Here is a 17,269-nt window from a genome sequence, read left to right as displayed (position 1 = left end):
CATGGACCAAACGCAGGCGATCTGGATCAGGGATCCCCTTTCCATTCTCGCTGACGGCGCTGAGCGCGGCCTCGTGGTCCGCGGCGGCAAGATCGTCGAACTGGTGCCGCGGGGCCGGGAGCCGGTGACGGCAAACGCCGTCGCCTATGACGCCGGTGCCCATGTCGTGCTGCCGGGGTTGATCAATACACACCATCATTTCTACCAGACGCTGACGCGGGCATTTCCGGCGGCGCTGGACCGCGAGCTGTTCCCATGGTTACAGGCACTCTATCCGGTCTGGGCGCGGCTGACGCCGGAATTTCTCCACCTGGGTGTCACCGTAGCGATGTCGGAATTGCTACTGTCAGGCTGTACGACCACGACCGATCACCATTATGTGTTTCCGGCCGGGCTCGAGGACGCCCTCGACATCGAGGTCGCCGCCGCGCAGCGGCTCGGTATCCGCGTGCTGCTGACGCGCGGCTCGATGAACCGCTCGCAGAAGAACGGCGGGCTGCCGCCCGACAGCGTGGTGCAGGACGAGGATACGATTTTGGCCGACAGCGAACGCGTGGTGACAAAATATCACCAGCGCGGCGAGGATGCGATGACGCAGATCGCGCTGGCGCCGTGCTCGCCGTTTTCAGTGACGACCTCACTGATGCGCGCGACCGCCACACTTGCTGACAAGCTCGACGTCCGCCTGCATACGCATCTGGCCGAGACCGAAGACGAGAACAAGTTCTGCGAGCAGATGCATGGCTGTCGCCCGCTGGATTATCTCGAGCAATGCGGTTGGCTCAATGCACGAGCCTGGCTGGCGCACGGCATCTTCTTCGAACCAGATGAGATGAAGCGGCTCGGCAAGGCCGGGATCGCCATCAGCCATTGCGCATGCAGCAACCAGATCCTGGCGTCGGGTTGCTGCCCGGTCTGCGAGATGGAGGAGGTGGGGGTTTCGATCGGGCTCGGCGTCGATGGCTCGGCGTCGAATGATGAATCCAACCTGATGCAGGAAGTCCGCGCTGCTTTCCTGCTGCAACGGGCGCGCTACGGTGTCGGCCGTGTCAGCCACAAGGACGCGCTGCGCTGGGCCACCAAGGGATCGGCGGCCTGCATCGGACGGCCCGAGCTCGGCGAAATCGCGGTCGGGAAGGCCGCCGACCTCGCACTGTTCAAGCTCGACGAACTGCGTTTCTCCGGCCACGGCGACCCCTTGGCCGCACTGGTGCTATGCGGTGCGCATCGCGCCGATCGGGTGATGGTTGGCGGCAACTGGGTGGTGAAGGACGGCGCGATCCCCGATCTCGATTTACCCGACCTGATCCGCCGTCACAGCGCCGCCGCGCGCGCGATGCGCGAGGGATGAGTTGGTCTACTCCCTCGCCCCGCACTTGCGGGGAGAGGGCTGGGGTGAGGGGCTCTCTCCCCAAGTTCGATGTGAATTGTCTTGCGATGCTGTCTTCTGAAAAGCGCTAAAATTGCGAGCATGTACCTCGCCCCTCACCCGGATCGCAAGGGCGATCCGACCTCTCCCCGCAAAGAGCGGGGAGAGGTGAAGCTCTCCCGCCCCTTACTTCCCGGGAATCTTCTCGTCGATGCCCTTGACGTAAAAATTCATGCCGAGCACCTGGCCATCATCGAGATGGGTACCGCCCTTGCATTCGACTTCCTTGCCGTCCTGGCCGACGATCGGGCACTTGAACGGCTGCAGCTTGCCTTCGGTGATCGCGGCTTCGGTCTCCATCGCGAGCTTCTTCACGTCGTCGGGCATGTTGGTGTAGGGCGCCATAACGACGATCTTGCTCTTCAGGCCGCCCCAGAAATCCTCCGACTTCCAGGTGCCGTTCAGCTCGGCCTTGACGCGCTCGATATAATAGGGGCCCCAATTGTTCATGGTCGAGGTGAGCTGCGCCTTCGGTCCGAACTTGATCATTTCGGAATCCTGGCCGAACGCCAGCTTGCCGCGCTCGGCGGCGACCTGCATCGCGGCAGGGCTATCGGTGTGCTGCATGATGATGTCGGCGCCCTGGTCGATCAGCGCCTTGGCGGCGTCGGCCTCCTTGCCGGGATCGAACCAGGTGTTGGCCCAGATGATTTTGACCTTGATGTTGGGGTTGATCGTCTGTGCACCGAGCATGGTGGCGTTGATGCCGGAGATCACCTCGGGAATCGGGAACGAGGCGATGTAGCCGAGCACGCCTGACTTCGACATCTTGGCGGCGATGATGCCCTGGATGTAGCGGCCCTCATAGAACCGCCCCGAATAGGTCGACATGTTCTTGTCGCGCTTGTAGCCGGTGGCGTGCTCGAAATGCACGTTCGGATATTTCTTGGCGACCTTCAGCGTCGGCTCCATGTAGCCGAACGACGTGGTGAAGATCAGCTTGTTACCGGCGCGTGCCAGTTGCTCGATCGAGCGTTCGGAGTCCGGGCCCTCGCTGACATTCTCCAGAAATGTGGTTTCGACCTTGTCGCCTAATTCCTTGAGCATCGCGAGGCGTCCAAGGTCGTGCTGGTAGGTCCAGCCGAGATCGCCGACCGGTCCGATATAGATGAATCCGACCTTGAGTTTGTCGGCGGCGGAAGCGCCGAACAGGCCTGCTCCGGTAACGAGCATCGCTGCAGTCGCCGCGATGAGAATCTTTTTCATGGAACTCTCCGTTTTACTGACGGGTGGGCGGTCTCTCCCGATGCGCGGCGCCCCGTCGCGCGCGCTTCGGGCACGTCTACCGGTCGGGCACGAAGACGGTCCCGAGCGCCGCAGGCGCGGTCGATCCACCGGTTCGTGCACGTGAAATCAGGACAAGGACAATGACGGTCGCGAGATAGGGCAGTGCAGACATGAGTTGCGATGGAATGCCGACGCCCCAGCCCTGCGCATGAAGCTGCAGGATCGTCACCGCGCCGAACAGATAGGCGCCGATCACGAGGCGTCCTGGCAGCCATGACGCGAACACGACCAGTGCCAGCGCGATCCATCCGCGTCCGGCCGTCATGCCGGGAATGAAGAACGGTGTGTAGGCGAGCGGCAGATAGGCGCCGGCGAGGCCTGCGCAAGCGCCTCCGAACATCACCGCGAACATCCGGATCCTGAGCACGGAATAACCGAGCGCGTGCGCGGAAGCGTGATTGTCGCCTGCGGCCCGCAGGATCAGGCCCGCCCGCGTCTTGTAAAGGAAGAACCAGACGCCGGCGACCAGTGCCAGCGAGAGGTATACGAAGGCGTCCTCGCCGAACAAAATACGTCCGATCAGCGGGATATCGGTGAGGCCGGGAATATAAAGATGCGGCGCCAGCGAAATCTTTTCGCCGACGAAGCGGGAGCCGATCAGGCCGGAAAGGCCGATTCCGAGAATGGTCAGCGCGAGGCCGGTGGCTACCTGGTTGACCGCGAGTCCCAGCGTCATCAGCGCGAAGATCAGCGACATCAGCACGCCGGCGGCGATGCCGCACAGCGCGCCGATTATAACCGAGCCGGAGAGCCAGGCGCCGCCGAAGCCGCAGGCCGCGCCGACGATCATCATGCCTTCGACTCCGAGGTTAAGCACGCCGGAGCGTTCGGTCACGAGTTCGCCGGTCGCAGCCAGTAGCAGCGGCGTGGAAGCCGCCAGCACCGCAAGGATGATGGCCTCAATGAGCCCCACTGGACACCTTTGGCGATGCGAAAATGAGCTTGAACCGATAGAGGATAAGGGAATCGCAGGCGAGTACGTAGAACAGCAGAATGCCCTGGAAGACCTTGGTGACGTCCAACGGAATTTTCATTGCGATCTGCGCCTGCTCGCCGCCGATGAAGGTGAGCGCCAGGAAAAGTCCTGCAATTAATATTCCAACCGGGTTCAGCCGCCCCAGGAACGCGACGATGATCGCGGTGAAACCGTAGCCGGGCGAGATCCCGGGCTGCAGATGTCCGACCGGGCCTGCGACCTCGATGATCCCGGCGAGGCCTGCGAGCGCGCCCGAAATCGCGAAGGTCAGCAGGATTAACTGGTTGGAGTTGAAACCACCGAAGCGTGCGGCGCGCGGGGCGGCGCCGACGACGCGGATTTCAAACCCCTTGATGGTCTTGCCGAGCAGCACCGCGACCGCCGCGACCACGACAAGCGCAATGACGCCGCCAAGATGCAGCCGGCCGCCCTCGATCAGCACCGGCACGGCGGCGACCGGATCGAACTCGGCTGTGGTCGGGAAGTTGAAGCCTTTCGGGTCGCGCCACGGACCGCGCACGAGGTAGTCGAGTAGGAGGTCGGCGACATAGACCAGCATCAGGCTGGTGAGGATTTCGCTGGCGCCGAACCTGACCTTGCAGATCGCCGGTATCAGGGCGTACAGCGCGCCGCCGATCGCAGCCAGCAGCATCATCGCCGGCAATACCCACGGGCCGGCGTCGGTGCCCTGCGTCTTCACCGCAAGCCAGCTTCCGGCGACGGCACCGACCAGGAATTGTCCTTCGGCGCCGATGTTCCAGGCGTTGGCGAGATAGCAGAGCGAGAGGCCGATCGCGATCATCACCAGCGGCGTTGCCTTCACTGCGATCTCCTGCAGCGAATAGCTGTCGGTCAGGGGATCGATGAAGTAGACGCCGAGCGCGGAAATCGGGTTTTTGCCGAGGATAGCAAACAGGATGCTCATGGTCACGAGCGTCAGGCCGATGGCAATCAGCGGCGAAATCAGCGCGATCGTATTCGATCGCTCGGCGCGCTTTTCAAGCACCAACTGCATGCGCCGCTTCCTTCTGCCCCAGAGTGCTTCCCCCCATCAGCAGGCCCAGTTTCTCGCGGCTCGCGTCGGCGGTCGGCAACGGCTCCGACAGATGGCCATGGAACATCACGGCGATGCGGTCGGTGATTTCAGCGAGTTCATCGAGGTCCTGGCTTGTCACCAGCAGCGCGGCGCCGGCGGCGGCGAGATCCAGCAGGGCCTGCCGGATCACGGCGGCGGCGCCCGCGTCGACGCCCCAGGTCGGCTGGCTCACGACGAGCACCATCGGGTTGCGCAGGATCTCGCGGCCGACAATGAATTTCTGCAGATTGCCGCCGGAGAGGCTGGCGGCTTCCGGATCGCGCTTGGCCTTGCGCACGTCGAAGGTTTCGGTGGCGCGGTCGACAGTCTTCAGCGTCGCGGCGGTATTGACGAAGCCGTGCAGAACCATGCCGCTCGCGGCGTGGCCGGTCAGCAGCGCGTTCTCCGAAAGCTTCATGCGCGGCACAGTGCCATGACCAAGCCGCTCCTCGGGAACGAAGGCCGCCCCAAGTTTGCGCCGCTGCGTGATCGAAAGATGCCCTGCGGCATGCCCATCTATGACAATTGTGCTGGGATCCTGTGCCAGCCGCTCTCCCGACAAAGCGGCAAAAAGCTCGTCCTGACCGTTGCCGGCGACACCGGCGATGCCCAGGATTTCGCCACCCTTGAGCTCGAAGGAGATGTTCCGAAGCCGAACACTGTGCGGATCGTCCGGCTCGAGGCTGAGGTCGTTGACGACAAGCCGAGGTATTGTGGTTCTCCGGTTGGCGGGCGCCCTCACTTCCTTGATCTCGCCGCCGACCATCATCCGTGCGAGCGAAGCCGCGGTCTCCGCTTTGGGGTTGCAGGTCGAGACCTTCCTGCCGCCGCGCAGGATGGTGGCGGTGTCGCAGAGCCGCTTCACCTCTTCCAGCTTATGGCTGATGTAGAGGATCGCGCGGCCCTCGGCCTTGAGGCGATTGAGCACGACGAAGAGTTGGTCAGCCTCCTGCGGCGTTAGCACCGCGGTCGGTTCATCGAGGATCAGGAACTTCGGATTTTGCATCAGCGCGCGCACGATCTCGATGCGCTGGCGTTCGCCGACGGATAGTTGCCAGACCTCGCGTTTGGGATCGAGCGGAAGCCCGTAAACACGGGATACTTGCTCAAGGCGCGCGGACATGTCCTTGAAGGATTCCTTGCCGTCGAGCCCGAGCGCAACGTTTTCCGCCACCGTAAGATTGTCGAACAGCGAGAAGTGCTGGAACACCATGCCGATGCCGCGGCTGCGTGCTTCCGACGGTCCGGAGAGAACCATCTTCTCGCCCTGCCAGCGCATTTCGCCTTCGCTCGGCTGGATCAATCCGTAAATGGCTTTGACGAGCGTCGATTTTCCCGCGCCGTTTTCGCCGAGCAGCGCGTGTATCTGCATCGGCCAGACATCGATATCGATCGCCTCATTGGCGAGGAAGCTGCCATAGCGCTTGGTCAGGCCAACCGTCCGGAGCAGCGGCGCGGCACCGGTGTCCAACTCGGCAGGCGTCGAATCCAGCATTCGTGATCACGCGTCCCAGGGAATGGTGCCTCAATATTGGGCTAGTTTTGGCGCGCGCGTAAGTGGAGAAAAAGCGCCAGCCCTTGCTCAACTCTTTAGCAAGCAAAGCGCCTTCCTGCTGCTTGATTGCCTGGATTTATGAAGCATTTCGGATCGCAGCGCGTTGTCCAGATCGGGCGAAAGCGCCTGGCCGATGTTGCAGATTTGTAACGGTTCAGACCAATTCGAAATTGCCTAGTCAGCCCCGACGTGAAATCGAGCAGCTTTTGTTGCCGCCGTGCGCGAGCTGTCGGAGCGACGGCCGAAGGCTACTTGTTCCAGACCCCGGCGTGAACCGCCGCGGCCTCGTCCTCAAGCAGCGGGCCAACCACCTCGGTCGCGCGTTGCCCGCTGGCGAACACATCGCGGCAGGGCAGGTTGAGGGTCGGATTTTCCGGATGGTTGCCGGTGAGATCCCGCAGTCGATGTTCGCTCAGGCCATAGACCAGGCGGCCGATGCCGGCCCAGTAGATCGCGCCTGCGCACATCGCACAGGGCTCGGCGGACGAGTAGAGCGTTGCGCTGCGCAGAGTGCTCGGATCGAGCGCGGTGCAGGCCTGCGTCGCGAGCAGCCGCTCGGCATGCGCAGTGCCGTCATGGGAGGGCATGTAGCCGTTCTCGGCTTCGAGCAGCAAATTGCCGTCCCGGTCGACGAGAACAGCGCCAAAGGGATGGTTGCCGTGGGCTGTGGCGCGGCGGGCGACATCGAACGAGCGGCGCAGGAAATGCGTGTCGCGCGCCGGCTGGTCGACTGGAACGTTAGCCATCAGTGCCCTGCCATGTGCCGGCCGATCTCGGTGAGGTTGGCCTCGCTGGCGCGCGCTTCATGAACGAGCTGCCCGTGAAACATCACGACGAGGCGATCGGACAATTCGAGTAGTTCGTCGAGATCCTCGCTGACCAGCAATACCGCGGCGCCACGGTTGCGCGCAGCCATGATCTCGGCGTGGATCTGCGCGACAGCTGCGAAATCGAGCCCGAAGCAAGGATTGGCGGCGATCAGCACCTCGACTTCGCCGCCGAGTTCTCGCGCGAGCACCGCGCGCTGCACGTTGCCGCCTGACAGCGCCGAAATCGGGGTGTCCGGCGTGCGGGTCTTGATCTTGTAGAGCCCGATCTTGCGCTCGGCATCTTTCCGGAACGCCGACCGGTTGAGCCACCAGCCGCCGCTGGCGAAGGGCGCCCGATCGAATTCGCGGAACGCGATGTTGTCGGCGACGCTCATACCGCCGACGCAGGCGTTCTTCAGCGGCTCCTCGGGGAGCAGCGACATCTTGTGCCGGCGCATCTCCTCGCGGCTCGCCGAATAGAGGTCGCCGCGGATGTGGATCTCGCCGCTTTCGGCTTCGCGTTGGCCGGCCAGTACTTCGACCAGTTGCCGTTGGCCGTTGCCGGAGACGCCGGCGATCCCGACGATTTCGCCTCCGCGCACGGCGAGCGACACGCCGTGGACGGCGATGGCACCGGCGTCGTCGAGCGCGGTGAGCTTGGTCAGCTCAAGCCTCGGTTCGCCGACCTCGCCAACCCGTGGCGGCTGGACCGTCAACTGCTCCGCTCCGATCATGGTGCGGGCCATATCGTCAGGCGTGAGATCCGCGACGCGGCCGCGGCCGGCCAGTTTGCCTCGGCGCAGGATTGTCACATCGTCGGCAAACGCCATCACCTCACGGAATTTGTGCGTGATCATCAGGATGGTGAGGTCGCCCGCCACGACCATGGCGCGCAGCATGCCCAGCACCTCGTCGGCCTCGCCCGGCGTCAGTACGGAGGTCGGCTCGTCGAGAATGAGAAAGCGCCGCTTCAGGTAGAGCTGTTTGAGGATCTCGCATTTCTGCCGCTCGCCGGCTGAAATGTCGGAGACTTTGGCATCCAGCGGCACCTTGAATGGCATCCGCGACAGGAACGCCGCGAGCTGCTTCTTCTCCTTTGTCCAATCCACTACGGCCGGCACGTCGTCGCGCGCCAACACCAGGTTTTCGGCGACCGTCATTGCGGGCACCAGCGTGAAGTGCTGGTAGACCATGCCGAGCCCGAGCGCATGTGCTTCCTTCGGATTGGCGATCGCCTGTTCGCGGCCGCCGACCAGCACGCCGCCTTGGGTCGCGCGGTAATAGCCCATGATGCATTTCACCAGCGTGCTCTTGCCGGCGCCGTTCTCGCCGAGCAACGCATGGAACGAGCCCGGCCGCACCTTGAGTTCGACGCTGTCGAGCGCGGTAAAGCCGCCGAACCGCATGGTCATGGCGACAACGTCTACCCCGAGCGCGCCGCTGGGCAGCGGTGTTTCGCCGATGATCATGACAGCGCCCCGATCAACACCGTCGAGGTCGCGACCGCGCCGAACACGCCGCCCTGCATCTTGATCATCTTCAGCGCGTGGTCGTGGTTGCTCTTGTCGGTGGCGGCGCAGCAATCCTCGATCAGCACGCATTCGAAGCCGCGATCGTTCGCCTCTCGCATGGTGGTGTGAACGCAGACGTCGGTGGTGATCCCGGTCAGCACGATGTTCTGGATGCCGCGCAGCCGTAGCATCAGCTCCAGATCGGTGGCGCAGAACGATCCCTTGCCGGGCTTGTCGATGACGGGCTCGCCCGGCAGCGGCGCCAGGTCGGGAATGATCTCCCAACCAGGCTCGCCCCGAACCAGCACGCGGCCGCACGGGCCAGGGTCGCCGATCCCAGCGCCGATCTGCCGAGAGCGCCACTGCTTGTTGGCTGGCAGGTCGGTGAGATCAGGCCGATGTCCTTCGCGGGTATGGATGATGTGAAAACCTTGCCCGCGCATTACCGCCAGCAGCCGCTTGATCGGTTCGATCGGGGCCCGTGTCAGCGAGAGGTCATAGCCCATCTTGTCGACATAGCCGCCGACGCCGCAAAAGTCGGTCTGCATGTCGATAATGATCAGTGCGGTATTCTCCTGGCGCAGATCGCCATTATAGGGCCACGCATAGGGTTCGGATTTGATGTAGCGCTCGGCCATGGCTCGTTCTCGCTCATACGCAGATATCATCGGGTGATCGATAATTCGGCCGGCGCGCCGGTCAGTGTGCGCTTCGGCGAACAGGTGATGATCATGATCGCCAGCGTCAGGATATAGGGCGCGGCATTGAACAGATGATAGCCGGAGGTGACGCCGACCGATTGCAGCGCCGGTCCCAGTGCCGCGGCTCCGCCAAAGGCGAGCGACGCCCACAGGCACAGCATCGGGTTCCAGCGCGCGAAGATCACCAGCGCCACCGCGGTGATGCCCTGTCCGCTGGAAAGACCCTCGTTCCAGCTGCCGGGATAGAACAAGGACAGAAACGAACCGCCGATGCCGGCGAGAAAGCCGCCGGCCATGGTGGCGCGCAGCCGAATCCACAGCACGGAATAACCCATCGCGCGCGCGGCATCCGAGCTTTCACCGGCGGTGCGGATCAACAGGCCCCAGCGCGTGGTTCGAAACGCCCAAAACAAAATCGGCGCGATTGCCACCCCGATCAGGAACAGCACATTGATCCGGAGCGCCGCCCGCACCTGGGGAACGTCGCTCCACCAGCCGAAATCAATCGCCGGCAGGCGCGCCGCGGTCGGCTCGATCAACGGTTTGCCGAGATAGAACGCAAGCCCGGTGCCGAAAAGCATCAGCGCGATACCGACGGCAATGTCGTTCACCCGCGGCAGCGAGCAAATGCCGGCATGGAGCGCGCCGAGCAGCGCGCCTGTGATGCCGGCCGCCAGCACGCCAAGCCAGGGCGAACCCGAGAGATAGGAGATGCCATAGGCGCTCATCGCGCCCATGATCAGCGTACCTTCGAGGCCGAGATTGATGCGCCCTGAGCGCTCGGTGATGCATTCGCCCAGGCTGACGAACAGGAACGGCGTCGAGACGCGGATGGCGCCGCCGAACACAGCGAGCGGGACAGTCCAGAGTCCGATCGTTCCATCCGCCATGTCAGGATTTTCCTTTCAGGAAGGCGATGCGTCCGTACAGCGCATCGCTGGCGAGCACGAACACAAAGATGATGCCCTGCAGCACCAGGACAGATGCGTCGGGCAATCCGAGCCGGCGCTGCAGCAGGCCGCCGCTGGCGCTGATGCCGCCGAGCAGGATCGCTACGGGAATGATGGCCAGCGGATTCTGCCGCGCCAGGAAGGCGACGAGGATGCCGGTAAAACCATAGCCGGCCGCGAGATTGGCGTTGGTGCGGCCTTGCACCGCGGCGACCTCGATCATGCCGGCAAGGCCGGCCGCGCCGCCCGCGAGAAAACAGATCGTCAGGATCAATTTGCCGACCCCGAGTCCGACGATCTTTGCCGCGCGAATGTTGCCGCCGGCCACGCGCGCAGCGAAGCCGAACACGGTGTGATAGATCAGGACATAGGACGCAAAGGCCGCCACTACGCCGAACACCAGCCCCCAATGCACGTCCGTGCCGGGAATGCTGCCGATCATATTGGCGGCGCCGATCTCGCGGGTCGACGGCTTATTGAGACTGGAGGGATCGCGCATCACGCCCTCGACCAGATGATTGAGGATCGCGAGTCCGATATAGACCAGAAGCAGGCTCGAGATCGTCTCGTTGACACCGCGGTATTGCCGGAGCGCGCCCGCAAGCGTGATCCAGAGCCCGCCGCCCACGACGCCGGCGCAAACCATCGTAATCTGTACCACCAGCGGCGGTGCCCACGGTATGGCCAGAGCGATCGAGGTCGCGGACAAGGCGCCGATCAGCAGCGCGCCTTCGCCGCCGATGATGACCATGCCAAGCTGCGCGGGCAGGGCCGTACACAGCGCCGTCAGGATCAAAGGTGCTGCGCGTGTCAACGTGTTCTGCCACGAGAACCAGGTGCCGAACGCGCCCTGATACATGTAGAAATACAGATCGAGCGGGTTCTTGCCGAAGAGGGCCACGAATATGCCGAATACGGCGAGCGCGCCGACCAGCGCCGCGCCCGGGATCAGAATGTATTCGATGGTGGTGCCGTAGCGTTGGAGAAAGCCGGGGCCGGCGGCAGGAGAGACTGCGACCGCCTCGACCGGATCCGCAGCCTCAGTTGTCACGAAGTCGCTCCGATCACGCCTTCGACCAGATAGTCCATCTTCTCAAGTTCCGGATCCTTCTGCCCGCGATCGGTGCCGGCGGTGATCACGGTCTTGCCCTTGTTGTCCATGATCGGGCCCTTGAAGATGGTGTAGTCGCCCGCCATCAGCTTGGCCTTGATGTCGTCGGCGTGTTTGCGTGCTTGCGCCGAGACCGCCTCGCCATAGGGCGAGCACTTCACGATCTCTTCCTTCAGGCCGCCGCGATAGAAATTCGGAATCGCTTCGCCGGAGGCGATCATCTTGACGAACTTCGGATACAGCGCCTCCCAGTTCCACTCCGCGCCGGTGAGGTAGGCCTTCGGCGCCAGCGGCGACTGGTTGACGTGATAGCCGCAGACCATCGCGCCGCGGCGCGCCGCATTCTCGACCATCGTCTTCGGGCCGTCGACATGGCAGGTAAGAACATCGACGCCCTGGTCAATCAGGCTGTTGGTGGCTTCGGCTTCCTTGACCGGCATCGACCAGTCGCCGGTGAAGATCACCTGCGTGGTCGCCTTCGGGTTGGCGAGCCTGGCGCCTAGCGTGAAAGCATTGATATTGCGAAGTACCTGCGGGATCGGTTTTGCGGCGACGAAGCCGAGTTTGCCGCTCTTGGTCGAATAGCCGGCGACAATGCCCGAGACGTACTGGGCTTCGTCGATATAGCCAAAATAGCTGCCGGCGTTTTTAGGGTCTTTGTCGCTCCACAGCCCGCCGCAATGTTCGAAGCGCAGTTTTGGAAACTTGTTCGCCATCTTGATCACGTGCGGGTTGTAGTAACCGAACGATGTCGGGAACAGCAGCGACGCGCCATCGAGATTGACCATCGACTCGATCGTCTTTTCGACGGCGTCGGTTTCCGGCACTTTCTCTTCCTCAACGACCTTGAGGCCGCGCATTTTCTTCAGGGCCGCGGCCCCCTGGGCATGAGCCTGGTTGTAGCCATAGTCGTCACGAGAACCGACATAGATGAAGCCGATAGTGGTGTCGGCCGCTGCGGCGGAACGTACGCCGAGGACTGATCCGAGCGTCAGTGCGGCGCTTCCCCGCAGGAGATGCCGCCGAGAAATCTTTGCAAAATCCATGGGTCGCTCCTCTGGCGGGGCATGCCGCCGCTGAATTCGCAGCCGCGCCGATACGGCGAAGCTCACAGCTCCATGTCGCAATCTTCGTGCCAGAGCATTTCTCGTAATCATGCGGACATAAAATATTGAATTATATCGGGTATTTTAAATTCAGGTATTCGTCGAAAACTTGTGCAACGCAGCGACTGCCCAATAAATAATCGACATTCTCTTGTTGTATGCAAGAGAGTTAAGCAATTCTTAAGCCTTGGCTTGAAGGAAATCGGCGGCTGGATCGCCCGCAACTTGGCTCGGAGACGATGCCGGTCTGATCGTTTGAACGCCGGTGCCGGGATCCTTCATTGGTGCGAGCGGGCTCAGGCGGAATGCAGAATCACTCGGCTGCCTTGGCGTTCTTTGGCCCGAACAGCCGAGTGGGCATTGGAAAGCCACACGATGTGCCGTCGGTCACCTTGACCTGGTCTTCCCACGGCAAGCGGAATGTGCCGGCCACCATGTCCTGCATGAAGGTATAGGGACAATCCATCGCGCCGCCCTTCACTGCAACGTATCCGCGGTGCCAGAGTTGATAGATGTTGTTTTCGACGCCCCAGTGAATCCGTGCTTCGCGCACGAGATCAGGACGGACCTCGGCGGTGATGATCTCGTCGGCACGTCCTGTCGTGCCGTGGGCAATGATGCTACCGTCGAAATTTACGATCATGCCTTCGCCCATGGAATCGAATGAGCCATCCGATCCGCACATGCAGACATTGGCCGTGACCATCAGATTCTGGAAAGCATTGGCCTGATTGGTGAAGCGCCAGCTTTCGCGTATAGGCGCGGTGTATCCGGCTGTGCGGATCATTATCTCCGCACCCTTGTACGCGCACTCACGCGCCATCTCCGGGAACATGCCGTCGTGACAGATGATCAGCGCAATCTTCGCACCCTTCGGTCCCTCGATCACGGGGATGCCGATATCGCCGGGCTCCCATGGCTCAACCGGAATCCACGGATGGAGTTTTCGATAGTACAGCTTGATCTCCCCGTGATCGTCGATGATAAGCCCCGAATTGTAAGGGTTGCCGTCGGGATTAAACTCCATGATGGAGAAGCAGCCCCAGATCTTGTTGTCGACGCAACCCTTCCGGAACGCCGCCACCTCGGGGCCGTCGAGACGGCACATGATTTCCGGATTGGTGTCCATCGACAGGCCGTGCAGGGAATACTCAGGAAACACCACCAGATCCATGGTGCCCAGATTGCGCCGCGCCTTGCCAATCATGTACACGATGCGTTCGGTCTGTCGCGCTAGGTCCGTCTTGGTGACCACAACAGGCAATTGCAATTGAACGAGCCCGATGACGACGCCATCAGGCGATTTGTTGAGGCCGCCAAGTCCGTTCATGTCCTGGTTTCCTTGTTTGATTGCCTGCATGAAGCACAAAGCGAAACAAAGCCGATTTCGGTGAACGGCAACAGATTATTTTTCAGGCGAATGGCGAACTGGCAGGCCCCCAGCCGCGGAGCCAAAGCGCACACGCTACAATTGCGCCGGAAAACGATCGAGCGCGCGGCGATGGCGATGAAGAGTTCCAGCAAATCCTCCCCGAGATTGGTGCGTCGGACGAGGTTCCCGGACAGAATTAGGTCCGGAGCAACTATCGACCAGTTCGCGCTATCGTCGGCGGCGCGCTCTGGTTCGCGCCGCTTTCTTGGCGGCGGCAGAGCGGCCAGAGGCGCCTTTTGTCTTTACGGCTTTCTTGGCTGCGGCGGAGCGAGCAGAGGCGGTGCGGCGCGAGGCGGCACGCTGCGTTTGCTTTGAAAGCGCAGCGCGCGACGTCGTGCTGCGTGGTTCACCCTTAAGGACCCGTGACACGGCGCGCGAGACGCGCGGCCGTCGTCGGGGCTTTCGCTTGCCCTGGCCTGCCTCATAGGCGTATTCGGCGCTTTTGCGGGTGCTCGCCTTGGCCTTGCCTTTCCGTGGCGGGCGAAGAGCAACGCCTGCGCGCCTCGCTTTGGACAGGCCAATGGCAACGGCCTGCTGCGGCGATCTCACCCCATGTTCGCCGCGGCGAACCTTGCGGATCTCCTCGTGCACAAATTCACCAGCCTGAGTGGTGGCTGATTTGCCCGCGCGCTTGTCCTTCCGGGCCTTCTCCACTGTTCGTCGCTCTGGCATGACTGTTCCTCCAAAAGCCCTCAACAGTAACGTCGTACCTCACAAAAGGTGCCCCGAATGCTGTCTGCGGGGCGGCCGCGCCATGGCCTAACTTGCCGCAGGTGCTGATCGGAAGAGCATCGAGCAACTCTGGCCGATCCCGGCAGAGCCGGCGGCGCGATCTTGCGCGCACTATTTCTCGCCTTCGAGTTGGCGCGTCACGAGATGCTCAGCGAGCACCGTCCAAGACCTCGGCAACTTCGTAAAGGTGTGGATCAATTTGGTCGGTCAAATCGTCGAATTTCCCCCAGGCCTTACGAAAATCGGGCGATTGGTGAGCCTGCTGCAGGAGCTCGCGGTTTTGCCATTGCACGTAGTTGACAATGCGGCGTCCATCGAGGCTGCGATGCAGGCTGATTGAGACAAAGCCCGGCTGGCGCGCCATGAAGCGCGCGCGCTCTGCCATCAATGACAAAGCCTCGGATTGCTTTTCCGGCTCGGACTCAACGACCGTAATTTGCGTGATCGTCGGATTGTTGGTCTGAATAGTTGGCATGACGTCTCTCCTTTCTCGGTTGGGGTTTTCTGCCATGCAACGCAGCGATCCCTGCAATTCGGTAGCCTCAGATCCGGACTCATCGATCAATCTCGCCGAACACGATATCGAGCGATCCGATGATGGCGGAAACGTCGGCCAGCATGTGGCCGCGCGTCATAAAGTCCATCGCCGAGAGATGCGCAAAGGAGGGCGCGCGGATCTTGCACTTGTAGGGCTGATTGGTCCCATCGGAGACAAGATAGACACCGAACTCGCCTTTGGGCGCTTCGACGGCCGCATAGACCTCGCCGGCCGGAACGCGATGCCCCTCGGTATAGAGCTTGAAGTGTTCGATGATCGCCTCCATCGAACGCTTCATTTCGCCGCGCCGCGGCGGAACGATCTTGTTGTCTTGCGTCGCGACCGGCCCCTGTCCTTGAGGCGCCTGAAGCTTTTCGATGCACTGCTTCATGATGCGGACCGACTGGCGCATCTCCTCCATGCGCACGAGATAGCGATCGTAACAGTCGCCGTGCTTGCCAACGGGAATATCGAAATCAAACTCGGGGTAGCACTCGTAGGGCTGTGCCTTGCGCAGGTCCCATGCCGCGCCGGAGCCGCGCACCATGACGCCCGAAAATCCCCAGGCCCAGGCATCGGCGAGCTTGATCACGCCAATGTCGACATTGCGCTGCTTGAAGATGCGATTGTTGGTCAGCAGACCTTCAAGATCGTCGCAAACCTTCAGGAACGGATCGCAGAACGCCAGGATATCGTCGAGCAGCCCGGAAGGCAGATCCTGATGTACTCCGCCGACGCGAAAATAGTTGGCATGCATCCGAGCGCCTGAGGCTCGCTCATAGAATACCATGAGTTTTTCGCGCTCTTCAAAACCCCAAAGCGGCGGTGTCAGGGCGCCAACGTCCATCGCCTGGGTGGTAATGTTGAGCAAATGGGAGAGTAGCCTTCCGATTTCGCAATAGAGCACCCGGATGAGCTGGCCCCGTCGGGGGACGGTGATGCCGAGCAGCTTTTCGGTCGCCAGGCAGAACGCGTGTTCCTGATTCATCGGCGCGACATAGTCGAGCCGGTCGAAATATGGCAGCGCCTGCAGATAGGTTTTGTGCTCGATAAGCTTCTCAGTGCCGCGATGGAGTAGGCCGATGTGGGGATCGACGCGCTGGACCACCTCGCCGTCAAGCTCCAGGACCAGGCGCAACACACCGTGTGCCGCCGGGTGCTGCGGCCCGAAATTGATCGTGAAATTGCGGAGAGCAGCCTCGGCCATGAAGATTTCCTTCGCTGCGCTGGAACCGAAACGCCCCAGCCCTGCATCCGTTCCGCGAACGCGCCGATCGACGGGGCGTTTGTGCCGCACGGCTGGGAACGTTTGCCCTCTGCATTGATTGGCTTGGTGTGCAGAAATGGCATCTGCCGATGGGTGCTGCATGCCGGCTTCGTCGCAGGCTGGCAGGGCGATAATTGATGCACGAACCAAACAGGGACATCGAATGAACATGCCTGCGTCAATCGGAACGATCCATCCGGGTATAGAGCGGGGTATTGGTCTCGATGACCGCTTCTTTCGCGAGGTGAATCACGACCTGGCCGACAGAGGCTTTCTGACCACGAGCGCAGAGAACTTGATTACCTGGGCCCGCACCGGCTCGCTGATGTGGATGACCTTCGGTCTCGCTTGCTGTGCGATCGAAATGATGCAGATGTCGATGCCGCGCTACGACGCCGAGCGTTTCGGCTTTGCACCGCGTGCGTCACCGCGCCAGTCTGACGTGATGATTGTCGCCGGAACATTGTGCAACAAAATGGCGCCGGCCCTGCGCAAGGTTTACGACCAGATGCCGGAGCCGCGCTATGTCATTTCGATGGGATCCTGCGCCAACGGCGGCGGCTATTATCACTACTCGTATTCGGTGGTGCGCGGATGCGATCGCATCGTTCCCGTCGACATCTACGTGCCGGGCTGTCCCCCTACCGCCGAGGCGCTGCTCTACGGAGTCATGCTCCTGCAGAAGAAGATTCGCCGTATAGGCACGATCGAGCGATAAACCAGCGCTCGGGCATCCGGATTAGCCCAAAGCCGCCGCGGCTCGACCGGCGGGAAAGACCAACATGGGCGG

At 62.2% G+C, this 17,269-nt stretch carries 16 protein-coding genes; 2 read left to right on the top strand and 14 right to left on the bottom strand.

Annotated features, from left to right (window positions below; translation table 11 throughout):
• Position 1 precedes the first annotated feature (1 nt).
• On the top strand, positions 2-1,351 hold the full coding sequence (locus tag GWE18_RS24255; RefSeq protein ID WP_275188212.1) for an 8-oxoguanine deaminase: 1,350 nt from the start codon (positions 2-4) through the stop codon (positions 1,349-1,351).
• Positions 1,352-1,555: 204 nt separating this feature from the next.
• Here GWE18_RS24255 and GWE18_RS24250 read toward each other — a convergent pair whose 3' ends face one another.
• The 14 genes from GWE18_RS24250 to GWE18_RS24185 form a co-directional block, all read right to left on the bottom strand.
• Positions 1,556-2,635, bottom strand: coding sequence for a BMP family ABC transporter substrate-binding protein (locus GWE18_RS24250; RefSeq protein ID WP_057902250.1), 1,080 nt, complete (start codon positions 2,633-2,635; stop codon positions 1,556-1,558).
• 76 nt (positions 2,636-2,711) lie between these two features.
• Positions 2,712-3,629: an ABC transporter permease gene (locus tag GWE18_RS24245; RefSeq protein ID WP_275188211.1), complete on the bottom strand. Its 918-nt coding sequence runs from the start codon at positions 3,627-3,629 to the stop codon at positions 2,712-2,714.
• A complete protein-coding gene (locus GWE18_RS24240) occupies positions 3,616-4,707 on the bottom strand; it encodes an ABC transporter permease (protein ID WP_275188210.1) in 1,092 nt (363 codons plus the stop codon). Before GWE18_RS24240 ends, GWE18_RS24245 begins: the two co-directional genes overlap by 14 nt.
• Entirely contained in the window at positions 4,691-6,262 is a 1,572-nt protein-coding gene (locus GWE18_RS24235) for an ABC transporter ATP-binding protein (protein WP_275188209.1), read from the bottom strand. The genes GWE18_RS24240 and GWE18_RS24235 overlap by 17 nt, the downstream gene beginning before the upstream one ends.
• Positions 6,263-6,570: 308 nt before the next feature.
• Positions 6,571-7,068, bottom strand: a complete 498-nt coding sequence (locus GWE18_RS24230) for a nucleoside deaminase (protein WP_275188208.1) — start codon at positions 7,066-7,068, stop codon at positions 6,571-6,573.
• Positions 7,068-8,600 carry an ABC transporter ATP-binding protein gene (locus GWE18_RS24225; protein WP_275188207.1) on the bottom strand — a complete coding sequence of 511 codons (1,533 nt, stop codon included), beginning with the start codon at positions 8,598-8,600 and terminating at the stop codon, positions 7,068-7,070. Before GWE18_RS24225 ends, GWE18_RS24230 begins: the two co-directional genes overlap by 1 nt.
• Positions 8,597-9,280 carry an isochorismatase family cysteine hydrolase gene (locus tag GWE18_RS24220; RefSeq protein WP_275188206.1) on the bottom strand — a complete coding sequence of 228 codons (684 nt, stop codon included), beginning with the start codon at positions 9,278-9,280 and terminating at the stop codon, positions 8,597-8,599. Before GWE18_RS24220 ends, GWE18_RS24225 begins: the two co-directional genes overlap by 4 nt.
• A gap of 26 nt (positions 9,281-9,306) precedes the next feature.
• Positions 9,307-10,233, bottom strand: coding sequence for an ABC transporter permease (locus GWE18_RS24215; RefSeq protein ID WP_275188205.1), 927 nt, complete (start codon positions 10,231-10,233; stop codon positions 9,307-9,309).
• Between the two features lies 1 nt (position 10,234).
• Complete coding sequence (locus GWE18_RS24210) at positions 10,235-11,344, bottom strand: ABC transporter permease (protein ID WP_275188204.1); 1,110 nt, start codon at positions 11,342-11,344, stop codon at positions 10,235-10,237.
• The gene (locus tag GWE18_RS24205; RefSeq protein ID WP_275188203.1) at positions 11,341-12,450 is read right to left on the bottom strand and encodes a BMP family ABC transporter substrate-binding protein; all 1,110 of its coding nucleotides are present in this window, start codon (positions 12,448-12,450) and stop codon (positions 11,341-11,343) included. The genes GWE18_RS24210 and GWE18_RS24205 overlap by 4 nt, the downstream gene beginning before the upstream one ends.
• A gap of 373 nt (positions 12,451-12,823) precedes the next feature.
• Positions 12,824-13,840 (bottom strand): formamidase, encoded by a 1,017-nt coding sequence (locus tag GWE18_RS24200; protein WP_057851787.1) that lies wholly within the window; start codon positions 13,838-13,840, stop codon positions 12,824-12,826.
• The gene (locus GWE18_RS24195; protein WP_275188202.1) at positions 13,837-14,034 is read right to left on the bottom strand and encodes a hypothetical protein; all 198 of its coding nucleotides are present in this window, start codon (positions 14,032-14,034) and stop codon (positions 13,837-13,839) included. Before GWE18_RS24195 ends, GWE18_RS24200 begins: the two co-directional genes overlap by 4 nt.
• Positions 14,035-14,822: 788 nt before the next feature.
• The gene (locus GWE18_RS24190; RefSeq protein ID WP_275188201.1) at positions 14,823-15,149 is read right to left on the bottom strand and encodes an antibiotic biosynthesis monooxygenase family protein; all 327 of its coding nucleotides are present in this window, start codon (positions 15,147-15,149) and stop codon (positions 14,823-14,825) included.
• 79 nt (positions 15,150-15,228) lie between these two features.
• The gene (locus GWE18_RS24185) at positions 15,229-16,419 is read right to left on the bottom strand and encodes an NADH-quinone oxidoreductase subunit D (RefSeq protein WP_275188200.1); all 1,191 of its coding nucleotides are present in this window, start codon (positions 16,417-16,419) and stop codon (positions 15,229-15,231) included.
• 223 nt (positions 16,420-16,642) lie between these two features.
• Here GWE18_RS24185 and GWE18_RS24180 point away from each other — a divergent pair, with 223 nt between their 5' ends.
• Entirely contained in the window at positions 16,643-17,197 is a 555-nt protein-coding gene (locus GWE18_RS24180; protein WP_275188279.1) for an NADH-quinone oxidoreductase subunit B, read from the top strand.
• Positions 17,198-17,269: the final 72 nt, after the last annotated feature.

It is taken from the genome of Bradyrhizobium sp. CSA112 (assembly GCF_029051645.1).
In the GTDB taxonomy this organism is placed as follows: domain Bacteria; phylum Pseudomonadota; class Alphaproteobacteria; order Rhizobiales; family Xanthobacteraceae; genus Bradyrhizobium.
The sequence above is the reverse complement of the archived record's forward strand: the minus strand, read 5'-3'. Positions and strand labels throughout refer to the sequence as shown.